Below are 21,703 nucleotides of genomic sequence, written 5' to 3'. Positions count from 1 at the left end.
ACCCGAACTTCAGCTGGAGTGCCCCCCATGCCCAAGGCTTACTGGATCGCCCGCGTCGACGTCAACGACCCCGAGCAATACAAGCTCTACGTGCAGCGCAACGACGCGGTGTTCGCCAAGTTCGGCGGCCGCTTTCTCGTGCGCGCCGGCCAGTTCGAGAACCCTGAGGGCAGCAGCCGTGGTCGCAATGTGGTGATCGAGTTCCCGAGCTACGAGGTGGCGCTGGCCTGCTATCACTCGCCGGAGTACGCGCCCCAGATCACGCTGCGCCAGGCCGCGGCCGAGGCAGACATCGTCATCGTCGAGGGCTATGACGGGCCGCAGCCGGGTGAACCGGTGAGCGATTAAAGGCTGCAACCGTGACCTAACGACGCCGCACGCAGGTTGCTGCGCCGGTGTCCTACAAGGGCTTTGGGGCGGCGTGGTACATTCGCCGCATAGATTCGCACAAGACCGTTTCCTCAAGGTCTTATCTGCAGCCCCGCTGGCCACCCCCTGGCCCTTCTTGCGAGCGGCTCGCTTCAGCAACTCCCCGGTGAGTGTTCTTGAGTGTTTCTGTCTCCGCACGGCATGACGCCGACGGAGTATTTTTTCCATCTATACATTCCAAAAAGGAACACCATGACTACAGAAACCGGCACCGTGAAATGGTTCGACGACGGCAAGGGCTTCGGCTTCATCACGCCTGACAACGGCGGCAAGGACCTCTTCGCCCACCACAGCGAAATCAAGAACGCTGGCGGCTTCCGCTCGCTGGCCGAAGGTGCCAAGGTGTCGTTTGAATCGACCCAAGGTGCCAAGGGCCCGCAAGCCTCGAACATCCGCACGCTGTAATTTGTGCAAGGGCGCCTTGGGCGCCCAACCGCCGCCGGCAAAGACCGGCGCGGGAGCCCCACAAAAAGAAGAACAACATGAACAATAACAATATCGAGGTGGGACGCTTTTTGGTTTCACCCATGACCCAAGCCCGCGAGGGCGGCGGTTTCGACGCCCTGGTGTCGATCCGCTCCGGTCGCGGCATGGCCAGCGTGGATCGCATCATGCGTTTCACGCCACAGTTCATCAGCCCGCAGGCAGCATTGCACTACGCGCGGAATGAAGGCCTTGCCTGGGCGCGCTGCCATTGAGGAGCGCGCGGCGGTCACCGGCCGCATCAGACGCCGGCACGGCCACGTGCTCGGCCTCCCGTCTAACTTTCGCAACGGAGCCCCACACTTGGCCAAAGAAGAACTGATCGAAATGCAAGGCGTCGTGGATGAAATCCTGCCCGACTCGCGCTTTCGCGTGACGCTGTCGAATGGCCACAAGGTCATCGCCTACACGGGCGGCAAGATGCGCAAGCATCACATCCGCATCCTGGCCGGCGACAACGTGTCGCTGGAGMTSTCGCCCTATGACYTGAGCAAGGGCCGCATCACCTTCCGCCACCTGGAGCGTCGCGGCCCGCCGCCGTCCGGTGGTGGCAGCCAGCAGCGCCGCTGAGCCCTCGCGGCTCAAACCCCGCTCAAACCCCGAATCGGCCGCCATGGCATGCCTGGCGGCCGTTTCCATTGGTGCGCTTGCAACATCCAAGCTCGCGCCCACCGCGTAGGCTCTGCGTTCCCATGTTGAAAGCCGCCCTCTTCCTGCTCGGCGCCCTGCTGTTGGCGGGGGTGCTGGTGGCCTACGCGCCGGTGAAGGCGCTGAACGTGCTTGCGCCCGTCCACACGCACACGCGCACGGCCGGCCTGGCCTACGGGCCGGGGCCGCGCCAGCAGCTGGACGTGTACCAGCCGGCCCGCGCGGCGCCGCGTGAGGGCTGGCCGGTGGTGGTGTTCTTCTACGGCGGCGCCTGGAACCGCGGCAAGCGCGGCGACTACGCCTTCGTCGGCGAGGCGCTGGCCTCGCGCGGCATCCTGACGCTGGTGGCCGACTACCGCCTCTACCCGGAGGTGCGCTACCCCGACTTCCTGCGCGACAGCGCCGCAGCGCTGGCCTGGAGCCTGAGCCACGCCGCGGGCCTGGGCGGCAACCCGCGGCGGGTCTTCGTCATGGGCCACAGCGCCGGCGCCTACAACGCCGCCATGCTGGCGCTGGACCCGCGCTGGCTCAAGCAGGCCGGCCACACGCCACGCGAGCTGGCCGGCTTCATCGGCCTGGCCGGGCCCTACGACTTCCTGCCCATCGAGAACCCCGACGCGAAGCCGGTGTTCTTCCACCCCGACTACCCGCCTGGCACCCAACCGCTGGAACACGCCAGCAAGGCCGCGCCGCGCAGCTTCCTGGGTGCGGCAAGAGACGACTCACTGGTCAACCCGCAACGCAGCACCCAGGGCCTGGCGACGCGGCTGAAAACCTTCGGCGTGCCGGTGACGGTGAAGTTCTACGACCGCGTCGGCCACACGACGCTGATTGCCGCCTTCGGTGCGCCGCTGCGCTGGCTGGCACCCGTGCTGGAAGACGTGACAGGTTTCGTCAACAGCCCGCCTGAGCGCTGAGCACCGCCCGCCGCAGCGCGGCCAGGGCCTCATGGTCGGTCCAGCTGTCGGCCGCATCGCCGATGACGACCTCCACCATCGCGCCACCCGCCAGCACATGCGAGGCCACGGCCCGCGCGCCGAGCCAGAAGCCGTCGCGCCGAGCCACCTCCAGCAGGCCTTCGCGCAACGCTTCGGGTGCCACCGGCAGGTGCAACTGGAAGGCATTGACCTGCGGCTTCTCGGGCGCCACGCGCCAGCCAGGTTCGGCCGCCAGCAAGGCGGCCAGCGCCTGCGCGCGCTCGCGGTAGGCGGGCATGCGCGGCAGCTGCGTGCGCAGGCCCTGCAGCGCGCTCAGCACGTAGGGGTGAACGGTGAACAGGTTGCCCGCCAGGCGGGTCTGCCAGGGTGCGATCTGGGCGATGAAATCCTCACTGCCGGCCAGCACGCAGCCGGCCAGGCCGCCCAGGCCTTTGTAGAAGGACACGTAGACCGAATCCGCCAGCGCGGCGATCTCGGCCAGCGGCCGGCCGTAGTGGGCCGAAGCCTCCCAGAGCCGCGCGCCGTCGAAATGCAGCGGCACGCCGGCCGCGCGGCACCAGGCGCTGATGGCCATGAGTTCGTCCCATTCGGGCAGGCGGTAGCCGGCCCGGCGCAGCGGCAGTTCGACCACAACGACCGCCGGCTGGCCGGGCAGCGAAGCCAGTTGCGCGGTGCCGAAGGGCTCGTCCGTCATGCCGATGCGCAGGCCGCGCAAGCCCAGCAGCTTCTCGAAGGCCTCGGCCTCGTCGATGGCGATATGGCTTTGCGGGTGCAGCGCCACCGGGCCGTTGCCCTCACCGCAGTGCACGCGCAGCGCCGCAAGCTGGGCGGCCACGCCCTTGTGCATGAAGCGCGCGGCCGGCTTGCCGAGCAGGGCGGCCACCTCGGCCTCCAGCGCCTGGATGGCCTGACCCTGGCCGTAGACGTCCAGCGGCAACTCGGCTTCGGGCAGTTCGGCCAGCGCCAGCAGGGACTCGCGCATGGACAGCGGCGGGCGGTGGCCATTGAGCCAGCGGGTGCAGCGCTTGCGCAGTTCGGTGTCGGCGTTGAGGGTGGTGTTGGAGTAGCTGGCAGAGGGCATGGCCGGGAGTGTCGCCTGCCTCTCCAAGCCGACGCTGGCGACAACGCCGCGCCGGGCGGGAATGCCCTTTTGATCGGGGTTCACTAAACTCTCGCCCTTTTTCCTCGCGCGCGCCGCACAGGCGCGCCAGCCCCATGCAAGCCCTCTCACCGCAGCCCCTCGCACCCGAGCCCCTGGCCCGGCTGCTGCTGCAATGGGGCGTCGCGCCGGTGGTGGCAGCACCCGTGGCCGAGCGCCTGGGCGGCTGGCTGGGTTGGGCCGAGGCCATCGGCCTGTCCCAATTGCTGGCCACGGCGCCTGCAGCCGGCGCCAACGTCGCCGCCCGCCGCGAAGCGGTGGACTGGGCCGACGCCGCACTGGCCCGCCTGCAGGAAGAGCTGACCGCCGCCTTCGACGACGCCCTGCTGGCGCGCGAATCCGCCGAATCCGCGCCAGAAGGCGTGCCGCTGGCCGACCTGCTGGCGCCCTACCGCCTGCACCACGCCCAGCAGCAGCGCAGCATGGCCGCGCGCGTGGCCACACTGCGCGAGCGCCTGCGCCCCCGGCTGGCCGAAGCCTCGGGGGCGCTGGCCCGGCTGGCGCAGCTGGACGCGGTGTTCGAACGCGCCATCGTCGCGCAGGAGCGCCCGCTGCTGGCCGGCCTGCCCGCCCTGCTGACGAAACGCGCGACAGATCATCACGCCACCGACCCGCGCCGCTGGCGCACCCGCTTCTGGGCCGACCTGCAGCGCGCGCTGCGCGCCGAGCTGGACCTGAGATTGCAACCGGTGCAGGGGCTCATTGAAGCCCTGCATCAAGCTGATTCCTGATGAACCGCTTCCTGAACGTCCTCTATTCCCTCGCCCTGGCCGCCGGCCTCGCGGGCATTGCCGGCGCCGCGCTGGCCGCCGCCCGCCACCACCCGGTGGCGCTGGCAATGACGCTGCTGATCGCGGCCTTCTTTGCCATCGGCATCTGGGAGCTGACTGCCTTCCGCCGCGCCAGCCGCGAACTGGATGCCGCGCTGGACGCCGAGCCGAAAGAGGGTTGGGTCGCGACATTGCCCGCCGCCCTGCGCGCCAGCGTGCAGCAGCGCCTGGAAGGCTTGCGCGTGGCCCTGCCCGGCCTGGCTCTCGCGCCGGCGCTGGCCGGCCTGCTGGTGCTGCTGGGCATGCTGGGCACCTTCATCGGCCTGGTCATCACATTGAGCAGCACGGCCAGCGCCCTGGGCCAGACGGCCGACCTGGCCGCACTGCGCACGGCCTTGGGCGCGCCTGTGCAAGGCCTGGGCCTGGCCTTCAGCGCCAGCGTGGCCGGCGTGACGGGCTCGGCCATGCTGGGCCTGATGGTCGCGCTGGGGAGGCGCGAACGCGCGGCCGTGTCGGGCCAGCTCGACACCGCCCTGCTCGGCAAGCTGCGCCCGCTGACCGCCGCGCACCGCCGCGCACTGGAGCAGCAGGCCGCCGAAGCTGCCGCGGCTGAAGCGGCGCAGCAGCGTCAACTTGAACTCGTCGCCCAGTTGCAGCGGTACGCCCAGCAGATGGCCGACCAGCTCGCCGCGCAGAACGACCGCTTCCATGGCGAGACGAGTAAGGCCTACACCGCCCTGGCCGCCAGCGTGGACACGACGCTGCGCAGCAGCCTGGCCGAAAGCGCGCGCCTGGCCGGTGCCGCCATCCAGCCCGCCGCCGAGGCCGCGATGGCCGGCATTGCCCGCGAGGCCGCAGCTTTGCATGAGCGTGTGGGCACGCAGGTGGCCGGCCAGCTCGGCGCGCTGAGCAGCCGCTTTGAGGCCGGCGTGGCGCAGATCGCCCAGCAGGGCGAGGCCACGGCCCAGGCACAGGCAGAGGGCCTGGCCCAGCAGCGCGAGGCCGCACTGAAGCTGCTGGCCGACACGAGCGCCGCCACGCAGCAGGCGGTGGATCGCTTGGGTGAACGCTGGGCCGCGCAGGCGCAAGACCTGTTGGCCGCACAGGCGCAAGCCGACACTGCCCGCGCCGCCGCGCTGGGCCGTCAGATTGAGGCGCTGGCCGAGCAACGTGCCGCCGCCCAGCAAGCCATCGCCGACACCGCCGAGCGCTTTGCCGCACAGACACAGACGCTGCTGGACCGCGTGGCCGAGGCGCAAGCCCGGCAGCAGGCCCTGCAAGCCGAGCTGGACACGCAGCGCCGCGCCGAGTCCCAGGCCGACGCCGAGGCGCTCGCACAGCAGCGCGCCGCCAACGAGCAGTTGCTGGCCGCCCAGCGCGAGGCCGCGCAACAGCTGCTGGCCGACAGCGGCGAGCGCGCCCAGAACGCGCTGACCGCGCTGACCACCGGCTTCGCCGCGCAGACCAGGGACCTGCTGGACCGCATCGCCGACACGCAGACCCGCCACGCGGCGCTGCAGGCCGAACTGGACAGCCAACGCCGCGCCGAGGCCCGCGCCGACGCCGAGGCCCTGGCCCGGCAACGCACTGCCAACGAACAGCTGCTGGTCGCCCAGCGCGAAGCCGCGCAGCAACTGCTGGCCGCCAGCGGCGAACGTGCCCAGAGCGCCTTGACCGAGCTGACCGCCGGCTTTGCTGCGCAGACACAGGCCGCTGTCACCACGCTGGCCGAGGCACACACGCAGCTGCAATCGGCCCATGCCGCGCACGATGCCGAGCGCCTGGCCGCATGGCGCACCGAACTGCAGTCGGCCGGCGCCACGCAGTTGGCCCAGCAGCAGCAACTCGCCGATGGCCTGCTGCGGCACACCCGCGAACTGGTCGCGCAGACCGAGGCCCAGGCCAAGACCACGCTGAGCGAAGCCGGCGCGTTGCTGCAGGCCGCCGGCGAAGCCCCACGCGCAGCCGTCGAAGTGGTTGCCGCGCTGCGCGAGCAATTGGCACAGAGCCAGGCCCAGGACCGCGCGGCCCTGGCCGAACGCGCCGAACTGATGCAGACGGTCTCGACGCTGCTGGCCTCGCTGCAGCAGGCCGCTGGTGAACAGCGCGCTGCCATCGATGCCTTGGTGGGCAGCTCCGCCACCCAGCTCGAAGCCCTGGGCCAGCGCTTCACCGCGCAGGCCGACGCCACCGGCGAAAAGCTGGCCGAAGCCGCGACGACCTTGGCCGCCAGCGCCGCCGAAATGGGCAGCCTGGGCGAAGGCTTTGGCGCGGCGGTGGAGCAGTTCCAGGGCGCCAATGCCCAGTTGGTGCAGCACCTGGCCGCGCTGGAAGAGCGCCTGGCCGGCGCGATGACGCGCAGCGACGAGCAGCTGAGCTATTACGTGGCCCAGGCGCGCGAGGTCATCGACCTTTGCCTCGGCTCACAGAAGCAGGTGCTGGACGCGCTGCAGGGAGCCGCCGCGAATGGATGAGCCGCTGGAGATCGAGCAGGAAGGTGTCGGCACGCCCGCCTGGGCGGCGTTCGGCGACCTGATGGCCGGCGTGCTGGGTGCCTTCGTGCTGGTGCTGGCGGCGGCGCTGGTGGGCCAGTTGGATCTCGCCAACCAGCTCAAGGCCGAGGTGGAGCAGCGCCAGGCCGAGCAGGCGCGCCGCGAAGCGCTCGAGCGTGCGCTGGCCGGCCCGCTGGCCGACGGCCGCATCACCCTGGTCGAGGGCCGCATCGGCATCAGCGGCGCGGTGCTGTTCGCCATCGGCTCGGACCAGTTGCACGCCGACGGCCGCGCGCTGATCAAGAGCCTGGCCGTGCCGCTGCGCACCTATCTTGCCCAGCGCGACGAGATCCTGATGGTCAGCGGCTTCACCGATGACCGCGGCATGCTCACCGGCAAGGGCGCGCCGAAGTTCAGTGACAACTGGGAGCTGTCGGCCCAGCGCGCATTGACGGTGACGCGCACGCTGATGGCCGAGGGGCTGCCGCCGGACGCGGTGTTTGCCGCCGCCTTCGGGCCGCAGCAGCCGGTGGCGTCCAACGACGACGCGTCGGGACGCGCGCTGAACCGCCGCGTCGAGATCGCACCCACGCCGCGGCCCAAGCGCGCGGCGGCATCGGCCCCGTGATGGACGACCCCGTCGCCTGGGTGCAAGCCCGGGCCGAAGCCGATCCCGTGCGCCGGCGCGTGCTGGAAGCGCTGGCGCGGCGAGCCTCTGCGCTGGCGCCAGGCGCGCTGCGCGAACGGCTGGTTGCGCGGCTGGTGCAGCGCGCCGAGGCTGAGCCGGTCGCGCTGCCGGTGCGCCGGACTGCGAATGCCACAAGCCCACTGACCGAGCTTGTCGCCCAGTTGCAGGCCGGCCCCGAGCTGCGCAATGTGCAGGCCCACCGCCGCACCTGGAGCGCGCTGCGCCTGACGCGCCGCATGGCCGAGGTCAGCGCACCGGTGCCCGAACACCTGGGGCCGCTGAACAGTCAGGTGCTGGTCTCCCGTGCACTGCAGCAGTTGCAGGCCCTGTCGCCCGACTACCTGCAGCGCCTGCTGACCCAGATCGATGCACTGGTCGCACTCGCGCCGCTGCAGGTTGCCGCCGAAAGCGATGCCAGGCCGGCCCGCAAGCCCGCCGCTCGGCGGCGTTGACGCGCACAGCAGTTCGCTGCTGACAGGATCTGACAGGGCTCGGGCGCGAAGATGACAACGCTGCCAACCCTCCAGCCTGCCGCATGACGCCCATCCTCTACTTCTCCCGCAACCCCAACCCACGCCTGGCCGTCGCGGCGGCGAAGTATTTGGCCGCGCCGGTCACCTACGAGTTCGCCGCGCCGTTGGCCCCCGGCCAGGCAGACAACTACCGCCATTTCAACCCCTCGCTGCGCCTGCCCATCCTGGCCGAGGCGGACGGCAGCTCACTGTTCGAGGCGGATGCGATCGCCTGCCGGCTGTCGCAGATGGTGAGCTCGGAGTTCTGGCGCACCGGCGCGGAGCTGCCGGACATGATCCGCTGGGTCAGCTGGAGCCGCGATAACTTCATGCATGCCTGCGACATGGTGCACTTCGAGCGCGGCACCAAGCAGCGCTACAAGCTGGGCGCGCTGGACGAAGACCTGGTGGCGCGCGGCACTGAGCGCTTCCACGCGACCGCATCCATCCTCAACGCTCACCTGAGCAAGCAGGACTGGCTGCTGGCCAGCGGCCTGTCCTACGCCGACTTCCGCATGGGCGTCTTCCTGCCCTACAACGACGTAGCTCGGCTGCCGCTGAGCGACTACCCGGCGGTGGCGGCCTGGCATGCAAGACTGATGGCGCTGCCGGCCTGGGCCGATCCGTTTGAGGGCTTGAGCGCGCCCGAGTTGCCACCCGTGGCTTAGGCTCGATGCGGTTCAGCTAAGGCAGTTGCCGACCCTGAGGCGACATTCGCAGCTCTGAATTGATCGCTCCAAAGCAGTCGCTCGCGCCCCTGCTTGTCAATCAGCTACGGCAACTGCATGGTCGAAGGACCGCGAGCTCACTCGGCGCTCGCAGCATCGAACGCCAGTCAATACACGCCCATGTAGTCACGCTTGCCGATGGCGATCCCGTTGTGGCGCAGGATGGCATAAGCAGTGGTGACATGAAAGAAGAACTGCGGCAGGCCGTAGTTGGCCAGATAGGTTTGACCGATCAGCCGCTTCTCCTTTGGTGTACCGGGACGCAAGATGATCTCTCTGCTTTCGCTGCCTTCGAACTGCACTGCGCTCAGGCCTTCCAGAAAACTCACCGTCTGGGCTAATAGGACGTCAAGATCAGCAAAGCTCTTCTCTTGTCCCTCCTGGGTGGGGGCCTCGACACCCGCCAGGCGTGCCGATACGCCACGCGCAAAGTCGGCTGCGATCTGCACCTGCTTGGCCAACGCAAACATGTCCGGATACAGGCGCGCCTGCAGCAAGGCGTCGGACTCAATCGAGTGGGCCGAGGCGTGCGTACTCGCCTGCGCCAGTACGGCTTTCAGCGCCACCAGCATTTGCTTGAAGACGGGAACGGCGAAGGTATACATCGGACTGGTCATGGTCGTTCCTTGGTAGAAGTGAAGCTAGACGGCGGCGGCATTCGAGGGGCGCCCCACCGGGTTGGAAGCCCAGTTGCTGCGCCAACGGCAAAGGCCGGACGACGCAATTCAGTGTAAGGACGCGCTAAGGGGCTCGTCAGTGCGAACGCGCGGTAGGCGGTGGCTGACCGAGATCCACCGCGGACGTCGGACTTCTGGCAGTCCGTCTCGTCCGGCAAATCTACGGGATCGAGATTGGGTTCGCGTGAACCCGCCGGCGACCCGTTGCTGACATCAGACCGCACCGTTCGGACGCTGCAGAGCGGGCAAGTTTGGATAGGGGTTGCTATCGGACGACTGATGCCACACAGCCTTGGCCGCTCGTTGAAGTTCCGTCCCGTAACCAGCCTGCAATTCCGCTCGTTGAGCATCGCCAAGCGGACCCTGGGATGATGCGATGGCGGAGCCGCTGCACAAGAAGAGATAGAGCGCCGCCAGTTCTTCAAGTCGTGTCGATGCCGACTCAACCTGGAAGATTCCTGACTCGCTTTCGCTCGCCTCGATCGTCACCGGAGGCTCTCCTCGCGTTCGATCTGCGATGTAAAGCGAAGTCCAAGCGCGGCTGTGGACCGGATGCGAATTTCCTTCCGTATCAACGTTCCATCCCGGGCCGAACAGCAGGTCAATGAAGACTCTGAAGTCGGGTCGCTCCTTGTCAACCTTTACGTGGTGCATTCGCTGTCAGTTCAGAGATCGCGCGGGCTAGTCTTCCAAGGTGCACCTTAGCCGAAGACGGCTTGTGACCGAACTGCGACATGCGCCTCAACTGGGTCTGTTCGAGGTGGAGCAGGACGCGCACGGCGCTCGTAGTGCTGCTGCCTGCCCTTTACAGGCTAGGCCAACGGTCTCGTCGCCAGATGCGCGCAGAACCATGAACAGTCGTGCGCTGTAGAACGCCTCGCGGGCCACCCATCCGCATGACGCCAACATGCTCGCGCCCTCCAACCACGGCTCGTTGTCCTTCAGGGCCTCGAACGTGAATTCGCCATTCACGTGCCCCACGTAAACGCGGAACCAGTGCAGGTCATGCTCGAGCCGCTCGCTCCGGATCGCCGTTTCGAGGAGCGGCATCAAGTCAACCGGAATTGACGGCGGAGCGCAAGTAGAGCTTCGCGTGCCGACATTGCCGATGAACGCGCTGAACCGTTGGCCAGCGATGGTCCACTCCTCGATCTCAACCTGCTCTGGGTCATGGCAAGACCAGAGTGAGGACAGCAGTACGTGGAATGAGTTGATCGTGAAGCTCTGGAGGCCATCCGACAACCCGACCTCACCGGCACCGATGCCGCCGAAGCACTCCTCGATGACCACGCCGTCGCGCACCAGGACCTGCATGTCGAGTCGACCGTGTGTCTCGCCAGGGTGCCAAGTGCCACGGATGGCCGGCAGTTCGGCGTTGGGTAGTACCCAGCCGTCATGGAGCGACTGCTCTAACCCGTGGCGCTTGAATAGCTCGGTCAGCCAAGTCTCGGGGGTCAACTCGGGCCCAACAGTCTGTACCAATTCAGACGGCTTTGGCGTGGGCGTACTTCGCTTGCCGAAGAGACTCCTGATGAATCGCATGTCGTTGTCGTGATGGCGGCGCCGAAGTTCATTCGGGTATCGGTAGTCCGGCGATCGAAACTGGCCTTGTAAGCCGTCGACGGGCTCGTCTTATGCGCTGAGGGCGTCGCCTTTGATCCAGTCGTGTACCGGAAAGCCGTCGCTGGCGACCGGCAGCAAATGGCCGGGTCCAGCCGCGAGCTCGATCCCTGCTTTCAGTCGACGGCATACCGTAGTCGATGCAGCGCCTTTAGAGCAACCCAGCCTGAAAACCGCCGTTCGCGGCGGACTGCACTGGCCATGTCGCACCTATCTTGAAGGCTTGGACGGCACGGACCATGCAAGTACAGCTTGAAGGTCAGAAGCGTAGCAGCAACGCGATCACCAGCGAAAACACCACACCGAACGTGAAGGCAGCCTTCAACCAGGGATCCCTGGACGATTCGTCCGGAGCGGAGATCTCATCCAGGTCATCGTGGGCTAACCCGCGGACACCTCCAAGCAGCCCGGCGAAGAAATGAAACGTGGCTTCTGCGCCCCGGATGGCCAATTCGGGAAACGCCAGTCCGGTGACGATGCCGGCAAATGCGCCCCCGAACACGAAGGGCGCGATATGAATGGTGATCACTCCGAGCAACGCCCCGAATGCCACTCCCGCGAACATGCCAACGGCTGCCGCTCCCATCCGGTAGGGGAGGTTAGGTGATTGCAGCGGCTCGGTCATGGAACTTTCAAGACAGTTTCGACGGACGCCCGGCATTCTGCCCACCTCACGAACAGCAAAGACAGGCATCTTCGCGACTTCGAATATGGTGTCATGGCTTGTCGCGATTTCGCAAAGCTGCCTCTTGCGACAGGCCGCTTCTGGCCGACAGCTGCTCTGACTGAACCGTAGTGCGCTAAGCCCAAGGGCCGTTGATCAGCGCTCGCGTCTCCTCGACAGCGATGCGCCACATCTCCAGCACCTCGGCGTCAGGTCGCTCGTAAGCGCCGCCGAAGTTGCCGTCGCCCGCCAGCTCGCGCGCCGCATCGGGCGCCAGCACCGCATAGCGCTGATAGTCCACCGGCGGCTTGCGGCCTTCCGGCTGGGTCACGCCGGCCAGGCGTGTCCAGGGCAGGTTCTCCATCCACGAGGCGTGGGCCGAGTGCGGGTCGATGGCCTTCACATGGGCCAGCGTCTTGGGTGAATTCCACCAATTGTGGAAGCGCACCCGGGTGCGCGGATGGGCGGCCATCCATTCGGCCATCGCCGCCGCGACCGGCTGGTTGCCGCCATGGCCGTTGACGATGAGGATGCGGCGAAAGCCTTGGTGGTCCAGGCTGTCGAGCAGGTCATGGACGACGCATCGGCCGTGGAGTTGGCGTGGAACAGTGAGTAGTCGAAGCCATCGGGGCTGGCTTCGGTGCAGACGGTGAGGGTCCTGGCAGAGGCCGAAGCGGCCACCAGTGCGAGTGCCGCGAGCAACAGCCTCATGCGGGGCGCCTCCAGGCCATGCCCAGCGTGCGCGGCGCCGTGTGCACAAAGCCGAACTGGGCATAAAGGGCGTCGGCCGGCACGTCGGCCAAGAGGCTGACATAGCCGGTCTCGGGCACGTGCTCGCGCAGCCAGGCGGCGATCTCGGCCATGATGAGCTTGCCCAGGCCCTTGCCCTGGTGCTCGGGCAGCACGGCGATGTCGACGACCTGGAAGGCCGTGCCGCCGTCGCCAATGACGCGGCCCATGCCGACGGGCTCGCCATCGTGCAGGATCTGCACGCCGAACAAGGTGCCGGGCAGGCCACGCGCGGCCGCCTCGGCCGACTTGGGGCTGAGGCCGCAGGCGACGCGCAGATGGCGGTAGGTGTCGGCCGAGGGCGTGGCATGCAGCGTCGTGTAGCTCATGGCAAGCATTCAACCATCACCTGCACTCATACCTGCAGCGCCCTCCGACATGGCCCCTGCGGGCTGGCCCCGGGGCCGCCGGGTCGGGTGCGCTGCAACAATCCGGGTCTGGCCACGCCCTCTCACGCATGAAGTCCACCTCCCTTGTTGCCGCCGTCCTGGCCCTGCTGCTCAGCGCCTGCGCCAGCGCGCCCTCGCCGGTCCCCACGCCCGCCCCCGTCATGGCCGCAGGCCCTGCCGCCGCAGTGCGCGCGCCCAACATCGACCGCAGCTACACCTCGCAGAACCAGGACAGCCGCGCTCTCTACATCGTGCTGCACTACACCGTGCTGGACTGGGAGAAATCGCTGAAGGTGCTGACGACCGGCGGCCAGGTGTCGGCCCACTACCTGGTGCGCGACAACCCGGTGGCCAGCTACGCCCTGGTCGACGAGAACCGCCGCTCCTGGCATGCGGGCGCCAGCTACTGGGCGGGCAACACCAACCTGAACTCGGCCTCCATCGGCATCGAGATCGTCAATGCCGGCTATGTGGACGGCCCCGGCGGCCGCGTCTACGCGCCCTTCCCGCAGGCCCAGGTGGACGAAGTCATCGCCCTGGTGCGCGACATCCAGAAGCGCCATAACGTCAAGCCCGAGCGCATCATCGGCCATGCCGACATCGCGCCCGGCCGCAAGCAGGACCCCGGCCCGCAGTTCCCCTGGAAGCAGCTGGCCGACGCCGGGCTGATCCCTTGGCCCGATGGCCCGCTGGTGATGGTGAAGACGCTGGAGCATGAGGTTGCGCCGCGCGACGTGGCCTGGCTGCAGGAGCGGCTGGCGCGCATCGGCTACAACGTGTCGCGCTCGGGCCAGCTGGACGCGATGACCAAGGAGGTCGTCGCCACCTTCCAGATGAAATACCGGCAGCGCGACATTTCCGGCACGCCCGACGCCGAGACGGCCGCGCTGATCGAGGTGGCGTCCACGCCCAGCGCGATGCGCGTGGCCGGCGCGACCGACACTGAGACGCGGCCGTACACGTCGCGTTGGTGATCTCGATGACCAACTCAATACAGCCACAGAGACACAGAGACACGGAGAACAGCCACTTGGAAATCCTCTGTGCCTCTGTGCCTCTGTGGCTGTGTTTGTGCGCGAGGATCTATCCGTGCTGAGCTTCCTGCTCAAACGCCTGGCCACGCTGGTGCCGACGCTGATCGGCATCACGATCGTCGCCTTCGGCCTGATCCGCCTCGTGCCCGGTGACCCCATCGAGGTCATGATGGGCGAGCGCCGCCTGGACCCCGAGACGCATGCAGCTCTGGTCAAGCGCATGGGGCTGGACCAGCCGCTGCCGGTGCAGTATCTGGACTACGTGGGCAAGCTCATGAGAGGCGACCTGGGCCAGAGCCTGGTCAGCCGCGAGCCGGTCAGCAAGGAGTTCGCAGCGCTGTTCCCGGCCACCGTCGAGCTGGCCACGGCAGCGCTGATCTTTGCCGTGGGCTTCGGGCTGCTGCTGGGCGTCAGCGCGGGGCTCAAGCGGGGCTCGCTGCTGGACCAGGGCGTCATGGGCACGGCCACCATCGGCTATTCGATGCCAGTGTTCTGGTGGGGGCTGATCCTCATCATGTTCTTCTCGGTCAACCTCGGCTGGACGCCGGTGTCGGGCCGCATCGGCATCGAGTTCGACCCGGAGCGTGTGACCGGCTTCATGCTGATCGATTCGTGGCTGAGCAGCGAAGAGGGTGCCTTCAAGTCGGCGCTGATGCACCTGATCCTGCCGGCCCTGGTGCTGGGCACCAGCACGCTGGCGGTGGTGGCGCGCATGACGCGCTCGTCCATGCTCGAGGTGCTGCGCGAGGACTATGTGCGCACGGCGCGCGCCAAGGGCTTGTCACCCACGCGCGTGGTCGTCGTGCATGCGCTGCGCAATGCGCTGATCCCGGTGCTGACGGTCGTCGGCCTGCAGACCGGCAGCCTGCTCGCCGGCGCCGTGCTGACCGAGACCATCTTCTCGTGGCCCGGCATCGGCAAATGGCTGATCGACTCCATCGGGCGGCGTGACTACCCGGTCGTGCAGGCCGGCATCCTGATCTCGGCGCTGACCTTCATCGGCGTGAACCTCATCGTGGATGTGTTGTATGGGGTGGTGAATCCGCGGATTCGGGGAGGCGGTCACTGATGAGCGCTGTCCTCGACAAACCCATCGAGCCGCCCGGCCCGCTACGCGAGTTCTGGCTTGGCTTTGCCGCCAACCGCGGTGCCCTGGTCGCGCTGATCGTCTTCGCGCTGATCGCCGTTGCCTCCCTGCTCGCCCCGCTGATCGCGCCCCACGACCCCATCGAGCAGTACCGCGACTTCATGCTGACGCCGCCGATCTGGGCCGTGGGCGGCAACACACGCTTCCTGCTCGGCACCGACGAGCTGGGCCGCGACATGCTGAGCCGGCTGCTGCATGGCGGCCGCGTGTCGCTGGGCATCGGCCTGGCGGCCGTCCTCATGTCCCTCATGCCCGGCGTGCTGCTGGGGTTGCTGGCGGCCTTCTTCCAGCGCTGGCTGTCTCCCGCCATCATGCGCGTGATGGACATCGTGCTGGCCCTGCCGGCGCTGCTGCTGGCCATCTGCGTCATCACCATCCTCGGGCCCGGCCTGGTCAACACCGTCATCGCCATCGCCATCGGTGCGCTGCCGGGCTATGTGCGGCTGACGCGCGCTGCGGCCCTGGGCGAGATCGGGCGTGACTATGTGACCGCCAGCCGCGTGGCCGGCGCCCATGTGTGGCGGCTGATGTTCATCACCGTGCTGCCCAACTGCATGGCGCCGCTGATCGTCAACGCGACGCTGTCGTTCTCTTCGGCCATCCTGGAGACAGCGGGCCTGGGCTTCTTGGGGCTGGGCGTGCAGGCGCCAACGCCGGAGTGGGGCACGATGCTGTCGTCGGCACGGGACTACATCACACGGGCGCCGTGGGTTGTGACGCTGCCAGGGCTGACGATCTTGGTGACGGTGCTGGCCATCAACCTGATGGGCGACGGGCTGCGCGATGCGCTGGACCCGAAGTTGAAGAAGGTGGCTTGATGGCTTGGGTGCTTTCTCGTTGCTGCGGGTTTGTGGCCAGGCCCAGCCGGGAGTTCGCCCCGGCGGGCGACCTACTTTTTGCGCCGCCAAAAAGTAGGCAAAAAGCTCTCCCCTGCAAAACCGCCCCTGTCGGGGTGCCCTGCGATGCTCGAAGCCCGGGGCCGCGCCCAACTCACTTCGCTACGCTCCGTTCAGACAAAGGGGCGCGAAGTCAGAGCTTGAGGCTCGCTGCGCTCGCGCCCCAGGCTTCTGCGCTTCTCGGCGGTTTAGAAGGGGAGGCTCCAGGAACAGCCGGACAGCCAACAGCCAAGCCCCAAAGCCGTTCGCAACGAGGTATTCCTCTTCCCCCCTCTGAGCCTGCCGAGGAACGGAAGGCCTTGAGGCCGTGCGCGCAGCGCACTTCGTGGACTGACTCCGCGCAACTGTTTGACCGTAGCGTAGCGAAGGGAGTTTTGCGCGGGGCCTCAAGGCCTGAGTACCGCAGGGAACCCGAAGCGCAGTGCAGGGCGGGCGGATCGGGGGCGGTTTCTTTGGTTACTTTCTTGGGCGCCCAAGAAAGTGACTCGCCCGCGGGGGCGAAATCCCCGCTGGGCCTGGCCATCAACCCAAACCACCGATGAGCCTCCTCCAAATCAAGAACCTCCGCGTCCAGTTCGGCAACTTCCCCGCCGTCGATGGCGTGGACCTGACGCTGGACAAAGGCGAACTGCTGGGCATCGTCGGCGAATCCGGCTCGGGCAAGTCCGTCACCATGCTGGCGCTGATGGGCCTCATCGACGTGCCCGGCAAGGTCACTGCGGACGCGCTGGAGTTCCAGGGTCGCGACCTGCTGAAGCTCAACGCCTCGGAGCGCCGCGCGCTGATCGGCCGAGACGTGGCCATGGTGTTCCAGGACGCGCTGAGCAGCCTCAACCCGAGCTACACGGTCGGCGCGCAGATCGCCGAGGTGCTGAAGGCGCATCTGGGCCTGCGCGGCGCGGCCGCGAAGCAGCGCGTCGTTGAGCTGCTGGAGCTGGTCGAGATCCCCGACGCGGCCAGCCGCGCCAGCGCCTACCCGCACCAGCTCTCCGGCGGCATGAACCAGCGTGTGATGATTGCAATGGCGATCGCCTGCGGCCCCAAGCTGCTGATCGCCGACGAGCCGACCACCGCGCTGGACGTGACCATCCAGGCCCAGATCATGGCCCTGCTGTTGAAGCTGCAGCGCGAGCAGGGCATGGGCCTGATCATGATCACGCACGACCTCGCCATCGTGGCCGAGATGGCCCAGCGGATTGCCGTCATGTATGCCGGCCAGATCGTCGAGACCGGCCCCGTGCCCGCGCTCTTCGACGCGCCACGCCACCCGTACACGAATGCGCTGCTCGCCGCCATTCCCGAGCACAACAAGGGTGCCACGCGCCTGTCAGCCCTGCCCGGCATCGTGCCCGGCGCGCTGGACCGGCCCAAGGGCTGCCTGCTGTCGCCGCGCTGCCCGCGCGTGCAGCCGCGCTGCGTGGCCGAGCGGCCGGCGCTGGAGAACGGTGTGCGCTGCTTCTTCCCCGTCGAGGAGCACGCCCATGTCTGAGCTCCTTCTCGAAGCCAACGACCTGGCCAAGCACTACACCGTCAGCCGCGGCCTCTTTAGCCCCAAGGCCACGGTGAAGGCGCTCAACGGCGTCAGCTTCACCCTCGCGCCGAAGAAGACGCTGGCCGTCGTCGGCGAATCGGGCTGCGGCAAGAGCACGCTGGCGCGCCAGCTGACGTTGATCGAGCACCCGACGCGCGGCGCCTTGAAGATCAGCGGCACCGATGCCGCGACGGCCGACAAGGCCACGCTGAAGTCGTTGCGCCGCCAGGTGCAGATGGTCTTCCAGAACCCGTTCGCGTCGCTGAACCCGCGCAAGACCGTCGAGACCACGCTGGCCGAGCCGCTGCTGATCAACACGCCGATGACGGCGCTGGAGCGGCGCGAACGCGTCGCGGCGCTGGCGGCCAAGGTGGGCCTGCGGCCCGAGCACCTGCGCCGCTACCCGCACATGTTCTCGGGCGGCCAGCGCCAGCGCATCGCCATCGCCCGGGCCATGATCCTGAATCCCGGCATCGTCGTCGCCGACGAGCCGGTCAGCGCGCTGGACGTGTCCATCCAGGCCCAGATCCTGAACCTCTTCATGGACCTGCAGGACGAGTTCGGCACGGGCTATGTGTTCATCTCGCACAACCTCAGCGTCGTCGAGCATGTGGCCGACGAAGTCATGGTGATGTACCTCGGCACGGCCGTGGAGATCGGCGAGAAGAAACGGCTGTTCGCCGCGCCACTGCACCCCTACACGCGGGCGCTGATGAGCGCGACACCGGCGCTGCGCAAGGCCGACCGGCGCGAGCGCATCGTCATCCATGGCGAGCTGCCCAGCCCGTTGAATCCGCCCACGGGCTGCAGCTTCCACAAGCGCTGCCCGCTGGCCGTGCCGCGCTGCTCCGAAGAGGTGCCGCTGCTGCGCGAGGTGGACGGGCGGCGCGTCGCCTGCCACGTCGTTTGACGTGACTCGCAGGTGAGGCGCGGCGGGCATAACCGCCGTACATGCCCCGCCGTCATTCCGTGATGCGCGGAGTGTTGCTCCGGTGCCGACTTCGCGGGCTTGGCCCCTGATGGGGTGTGACTTGCGTCGCAAGAATCTTTGCATTCGGCAACGCAAGGACAACACCATGAGATTCCAGCCCACTCCCATCACCTGTGGCTTCGCCGCCCTGCTGATGAGCCTGCAGGGCGCAGCCCTGGCCCAGCAGGCCAACGCCCCGGACAGCGCCAAGGCCAAGGCCGACGCGCAGGCGCTGGAGAAGGTCGTCATCACGGGCATCCGCGCCTCGCTGGAAAGCTCGCTGGACGCCAAGCGCAACGCCTCGGCCAACGTGGACGTCATCACGGCCGTGGACGTGGGCAAGATGCCCGACAAGAACCTGGCCGACTCCCTGCAGCGCGTCGTCGGCGTGGCGGTGCGCACGGACTACGACGAGGCCGAGAAGGTCGCCATGCGCGGCACCAACCCCGACATGTCGCTGATCCTGTTCAACGGCCACACCGTCTCTGGCGGTGACTGGTACCTGTCCGACCAGGCCTCCAGCAGCCGCTCCACCAGCCTGTCGCTGATGCCCTCGTCGGTGCTGAACTCGGCCACCGTCTACAAGACCTCGCAGGCCAATATCCTGGACGGCGGCTTGGCCGGCACCATCAATGTGACGACCCGCAAACCCCTGGACAATCCGAAGGGCTTCAGCGGCGTGGTCAGCGCCGGCGCCGTGTACGCCGACCTGCCCGGCAAGACCAGCCCGCAGCTCAACGCCAGCCTGAACTGGAAGAACGAAGACAGCACGCTGGGCTTCATCGGCCAGGTCTTCGCCGAGAAGCGCTACATCCGCCGCGACACCGCCTCGCGCTTCGCCTACGGCGCCAACTCCGGCTGGGACCAGATCAACACGGCCACCATGCTGGGCATCACCGACGCCTCGCTGGCAGGCACACCCTACAAGGCAGCGGACTTGAATGGCGTGCGCCTGCCCGGCTCGATGTCCACCGAATTCGTGGAAGGTGTGCGCGACCGCAAGGGCGGCATGTTCTCCGGCCAACTCAAGCCCACCAGCAATACCGAAGTCGGCCTGACCGGCTTCTACTCCAAGATGAACGCGGCCAACTTCGGCCGCGCGACCATGGGCGCCATTTACCAGATGCTGGCCGGCCAGTCCGGCCCGCTGGGCGGCACCACGGCCACCAACGTCAACGGCCAGCGTGTCTATGCCTCCATAAAAAACCCGGTGATCGTCGAGGAGGAGACCATCTACGGCCACAAGCTGCGCGTGCTGAAGTCCGCGGAAATCTCTTACGCGAACGGCCTGCCGGCCCAGTACGCCGGCGACTCCGAAGGCTTCTACCGCAGCGGCGCGTACGCCAGCTCCGGCTTCCTGGACCTGGATGGCAAGTGGGTCGTCAATGACAAGCTGACCCTCAAGGGCCTGCTGAGCACAACCAAGGGCGTCGGCCACACCGACATGGACCGCGGCCTGACCTACTCGCGCTACGGCCAGGGCATCAAGTACGACATCACCGACCTGGAGAAGGCGCCGGACTTCAGCTGGATCAACGCCGGCAGCGGCACCACGCCCCTGGCCAGCAGCGCGGCCGCCGGCACGCCCGGCTACCGCCTGACCGGCCGCAGCGGCCTGAACCGCTACCACACCATCGACAGCGAGAAGAGCTTCGCCATCGACGGCGAGTACACGCAGGACAGCGGCATCTTCAGCTCGATGAACTTCGGCTTTCGCAACGCCGATCACCGCCGCCAATACGGCCTGTCGACCGTGGCCTTGAAGTCCGCTTTCGTGGCAGCCAACGCGCCTGACCCGGCCCTGGCCGTGCCCTACCCCGGCGACTTCGGCCAGTACCTCGGCGGCAACTTCGACAACTCCGGCTTCTATTTCTCGCGGGACACGCTGACCAGCCTCTTCGGCGACCTGGCCAAGCAAACCAACTCTCAATGGGAGCGCCGCATCTCCGGCTCCATCGACCTGCGCGAAGTGCAGAGCGCGGCCTACCTGATGCAGAACTTGGAAGGCGAGAAGTGGTCCGGCAATGTCGGCCTGCGCCTGGTGCGCACGACCGTCACCTCCCGCACCCCCGTGCCGATTCCGGCAGGCGCCTGCCTGCGCATCGAGCCGGGCAAGCCCTATGTGCCCTGCGCCGCCTACCCGGACGCCATCCTCGACGTCAGCGAAGGCCAGCCCTACTACGACAACGTGCCCTTCAACGGTGCCACGGGCGTGATCTACCGAAAGGAGAGCACCCGGCGCACATTCGACGACATCCTGCCGAGCCTGAACCTGCGCTATGAGTTCGCCACGGGCCTGGTCGGCCGCCTGGGCCTGTCCAAGACCATCGGCCGCCAGAACTACAACCTCTACGGCGCTACCTATTCAGCCCAAGCCTGCAACTCGCAGGGCTGCACGGTGACCGGCCCGAACCCGAACCTGACGCCGATGAGCTCACGCAACCTGGACATCTCGGTGGCCTGGTATTACGACAAGCGCGCCATGCTGGCGCTCTCCGGCTTCAGTTCGCTGATCGACGGCTACGCCAAGACCGGAGGCACGTCGTCGGGCCAGACCGTCGAGCTGTACGACGGCACGACCAACCAGTACCGCACCTACCTGATCAACAGCTCAACGCAGCAGAAGGCCCGCATCCGCGGCCTCGAGCTGTCATGGGAACAGCCGATCGCCTGGGGCTTCGGCTTTCAGTCCAACGCCAGCTACACCGAGACGCGCGTCGAAGACGGCCGCCCGATGACCGGCGCTTCCAAGATTGCCGGCAATGTGGGCGGGTACTGGGAAAACGACGTGTTCAGCGCTCGCCTGGTCTACAACTACCGCGGCAAGTACGTGTCGAGCACCACGGCACCGTCCCCGACGGCCAACAGCCAGGGCAATTCGACCATCGGTGGTGTGCTGATGCCTTCCGCGCCGACGATCGCGGCACCGGTGTCCAACGTGGCCTTCTCGGCCAACTACAACGTCACACCGGAATTGCAGATCTCGTTCAGCGCCACCAACCTGACCAACCCGGTCCGCGCCACCTATCGCTATAGCGAGGCGGAGCAGCAGAAGGTCGACGCGTCAGGCCGCCAGTACTACCTGGAGGCGCGCTACAAGTTCTGAGACTTGCCTTGGCGCATCCTCGGCGCATCCAGG

Annotated in this window: 23 protein-coding genes; 16 read left to right on the top strand and 7 right to left on the bottom strand. The window is 67.6% G+C overall.

All coding sequences use genetic code 11. The annotated features are described in order from the left end of the window. Window positions 1–27: 27 nt before the first annotated feature. The 5 genes from ACXJKM_RS27915 to ACXJKM_RS27895 all read left to right on the top strand — a co-directional run bounded on the left by ACXJKM_RS27915 (window position 28) and on the right by ACXJKM_RS27895 (window position 2,477). Window positions 28–348 (top strand): DUF1330 domain-containing protein, encoded by a 321-nt coding sequence (locus tag ACXJKM_RS27915; RefSeq protein WP_457356362.1) that lies wholly within the window; start codon window positions 28–30, stop codon window positions 346–348. A 273-nt stretch (window positions 349–621) separates the two neighbouring features. Continuing rightward, the gene (locus tag ACXJKM_RS27910; protein ID WP_056200393.1) at window positions 622–834 is read left to right on the top strand and encodes a cold-shock protein; all 213 of its coding nucleotides are present in this window, start codon (window positions 622–624) and stop codon (window positions 832–834) included. Window positions 835–911: 77 nt separating this feature from the next. Further along, window positions 912–1,127, top strand: a complete 216-nt coding sequence (locus tag ACXJKM_RS27905) for a hypothetical protein (protein ID WP_082532821.1) — start codon at window positions 912–914, stop codon at window positions 1,125–1,127. A gap of 88 nt (window positions 1,128–1,215) precedes the next feature. Beyond that, window positions 1,216–1,482, top strand: a complete 267-nt coding sequence (infA, locus tag ACXJKM_RS27900; RefSeq protein ID WP_457356361.1) for a translation initiation factor IF-1 — start codon at window positions 1,216–1,218, stop codon at window positions 1,480–1,482. A 122-nt stretch (window positions 1,483–1,604) separates the two neighbouring features. After that, a complete protein-coding gene (locus ACXJKM_RS27895) occupies window positions 1,605–2,477 on the top strand; it encodes an alpha/beta hydrolase (RefSeq protein ID WP_457356360.1) in 873 nt (290 codons plus the stop codon). Here the strand turns inward: ACXJKM_RS27895 and ACXJKM_RS27890 are convergent. Then, window positions 2,455–3,579 carry a threonine aldolase family protein gene (locus ACXJKM_RS27890; RefSeq protein ID WP_457356359.1) on the bottom strand — a complete coding sequence of 375 codons (1,125 nt, stop codon included), beginning with the start codon at window positions 3,577–3,579 and terminating at the stop codon, window positions 2,455–2,457. The genes ACXJKM_RS27895 and ACXJKM_RS27890 overlap by 23 nt on opposite strands. Window positions 3,580–3,713: 134 nt before the next feature. On the opposite strand from ACXJKM_RS27890, the gene ACXJKM_RS27885 reads away from it, so the two are divergent. The 5 genes from ACXJKM_RS27885 to ACXJKM_RS27865 all read left to right on the top strand — a co-directional run bounded on the left by ACXJKM_RS27885 (window position 3,714) and on the right by ACXJKM_RS27865 (window position 8,787). Next, window positions 3,714–4,388 (top strand): DUF3348 family protein, encoded by a 675-nt coding sequence (locus ACXJKM_RS27885; RefSeq protein WP_457356358.1) that lies wholly within the window; start codon window positions 3,714–3,716, stop codon window positions 4,386–4,388. Beyond that, a complete protein-coding gene (locus ACXJKM_RS27880; RefSeq protein WP_457356357.1) occupies window positions 4,388–6,901 on the top strand; it encodes a DUF802 domain-containing protein in 2,514 nt (837 codons plus the stop codon). The genes ACXJKM_RS27885 and ACXJKM_RS27880 overlap by 1 nt, the downstream gene beginning before the upstream one ends. Further along, complete coding sequence (locus ACXJKM_RS27875; RefSeq protein ID WP_056200408.1) at window positions 6,894–7,547, top strand: OmpA family protein; 654 nt, start codon at window positions 6,894–6,896, stop codon at window positions 7,545–7,547. The genes ACXJKM_RS27880 and ACXJKM_RS27875 overlap by 8 nt, the downstream gene beginning before the upstream one ends. Then, window positions 7,547–8,059 (top strand): DUF2894 domain-containing protein, encoded by a 513-nt coding sequence (locus ACXJKM_RS27870; protein WP_457356356.1) that lies wholly within the window; start codon window positions 7,547–7,549, stop codon window positions 8,057–8,059. The genes ACXJKM_RS27875 and ACXJKM_RS27870 overlap by 1 nt, the downstream gene beginning before the upstream one ends. A gap of 83 nt (window positions 8,060–8,142) precedes the next feature. Then, window positions 8,143–8,787: a glutathione S-transferase family protein gene (locus ACXJKM_RS27865; RefSeq protein WP_457356355.1), complete on the top strand. Its 645-nt coding sequence runs from the start codon at window positions 8,143–8,145 to the stop codon at window positions 8,785–8,787. Window positions 8,788–8,954: 167 nt separating this feature from the next. Here ACXJKM_RS27865 and ACXJKM_RS27860 read toward each other — a convergent pair whose 3' ends face one another. The 6 genes from ACXJKM_RS27860 to ACXJKM_RS27835 form a co-directional block, all read right to left on the bottom strand. After that, the gene (locus tag ACXJKM_RS27860) at window positions 8,955–9,464 is read right to left on the bottom strand and encodes a DUF1993 domain-containing protein (protein ID WP_457356354.1); all 510 of its coding nucleotides are present in this window, start codon (window positions 9,462–9,464) and stop codon (window positions 8,955–8,957) included. Between the two features lie 273 nt (window positions 9,465–9,737). Continuing rightward, on the bottom strand, window positions 9,738–10,013 hold the full coding sequence (locus tag ACXJKM_RS27855) for a hypothetical protein (RefSeq protein WP_457356353.1): 276 nt from the start codon (window positions 10,011–10,013) through the stop codon (window positions 9,738–9,740). 252 nt (window positions 10,014–10,265) lie between these two features. Then, window positions 10,266–11,066 carry a DUF6348 family protein gene (locus ACXJKM_RS27850; protein WP_457356352.1) on the bottom strand — a complete coding sequence of 267 codons (801 nt, stop codon included), beginning with the start codon at window positions 11,064–11,066 and terminating at the stop codon, window positions 10,266–10,268. Between the two features lie 337 nt (window positions 11,067–11,403). Then, window positions 11,404–11,769: a hypothetical protein gene (locus ACXJKM_RS27845; RefSeq protein WP_457356351.1), complete on the bottom strand. Its 366-nt coding sequence runs from the start codon at window positions 11,767–11,769 to the stop codon at window positions 11,404–11,406. A gap of 175 nt (window positions 11,770–11,944) precedes the next feature. After that, entirely contained in the window at window positions 11,945–12,583 is a 639-nt protein-coding gene (locus ACXJKM_RS27840) for a creatininase family protein (protein ID WP_457356350.1), read from the bottom strand. Beyond that, a complete protein-coding gene (locus ACXJKM_RS27835) occupies window positions 12,516–12,926 on the bottom strand; it encodes a GNAT family N-acetyltransferase (RefSeq protein ID WP_056200436.1) in 411 nt (136 codons plus the stop codon). Before ACXJKM_RS27835 ends, ACXJKM_RS27840 begins: the two co-directional genes overlap by 68 nt. Window positions 12,927–13,054: 128 nt before the next feature. On the opposite strand from ACXJKM_RS27835, the gene ACXJKM_RS27830 reads away from it, so the two are divergent. The 6 genes from ACXJKM_RS27830 to ACXJKM_RS27805 all read left to right on the top strand — a co-directional run bounded on the left by ACXJKM_RS27830 (window position 13,055) and on the right by ACXJKM_RS27805 (window position 21,670). Then, on the top strand, window positions 13,055–13,960 hold the full coding sequence (locus ACXJKM_RS27830) for an N-acetylmuramoyl-L-alanine amidase (protein WP_457356349.1): 906 nt from the start codon (window positions 13,055–13,057) through the stop codon (window positions 13,958–13,960). Window positions 13,961–14,075: 115 nt separating this feature from the next. Further along, a complete protein-coding gene (locus ACXJKM_RS27825; protein WP_457356348.1) occupies window positions 14,076–15,089 on the top strand; it encodes an ABC transporter permease in 1,014 nt (337 codons plus the stop codon). Next, window positions 15,089–15,985: an ABC transporter permease subunit gene (locus tag ACXJKM_RS27820; RefSeq protein WP_457356347.1), complete on the top strand. Its 897-nt coding sequence runs from the start codon at window positions 15,089–15,091 to the stop codon at window positions 15,983–15,985. The genes ACXJKM_RS27825 and ACXJKM_RS27820 overlap by 1 nt, the downstream gene beginning before the upstream one ends. Window positions 15,986–16,601: 616 nt before the next feature. Continuing rightward, window positions 16,602–17,552 carry an ABC transporter ATP-binding protein gene (locus tag ACXJKM_RS27815; protein WP_457356346.1) on the top strand — a complete coding sequence of 317 codons (951 nt, stop codon included), beginning with the start codon at window positions 16,602–16,604 and terminating at the stop codon, window positions 17,550–17,552. Continuing rightward, complete coding sequence (locus ACXJKM_RS27810) at window positions 17,545–18,504, top strand: peptide ABC transporter ATP-binding protein (protein ID WP_457356345.1); 960 nt, start codon at window positions 17,545–17,547, stop codon at window positions 18,502–18,504. The genes ACXJKM_RS27815 and ACXJKM_RS27810 overlap by 8 nt, the downstream gene beginning before the upstream one ends. Window positions 18,505–18,670: 166 nt before the next feature. Next, window positions 18,671–21,670 carry a TonB-dependent receptor gene (locus ACXJKM_RS27805; protein ID WP_457356344.1) on the top strand — a complete coding sequence of 1,000 codons (3,000 nt, stop codon included), beginning with the start codon at window positions 18,671–18,673 and terminating at the stop codon, window positions 21,668–21,670. Window positions 21,671–21,703 lie beyond the last annotated feature (33 nt).

Source organism: Roseateles sp. P5_D6 (assembly GCF_054049415.1).
This window is presented reverse-complemented; position numbering and strand designations above follow the sequence as displayed.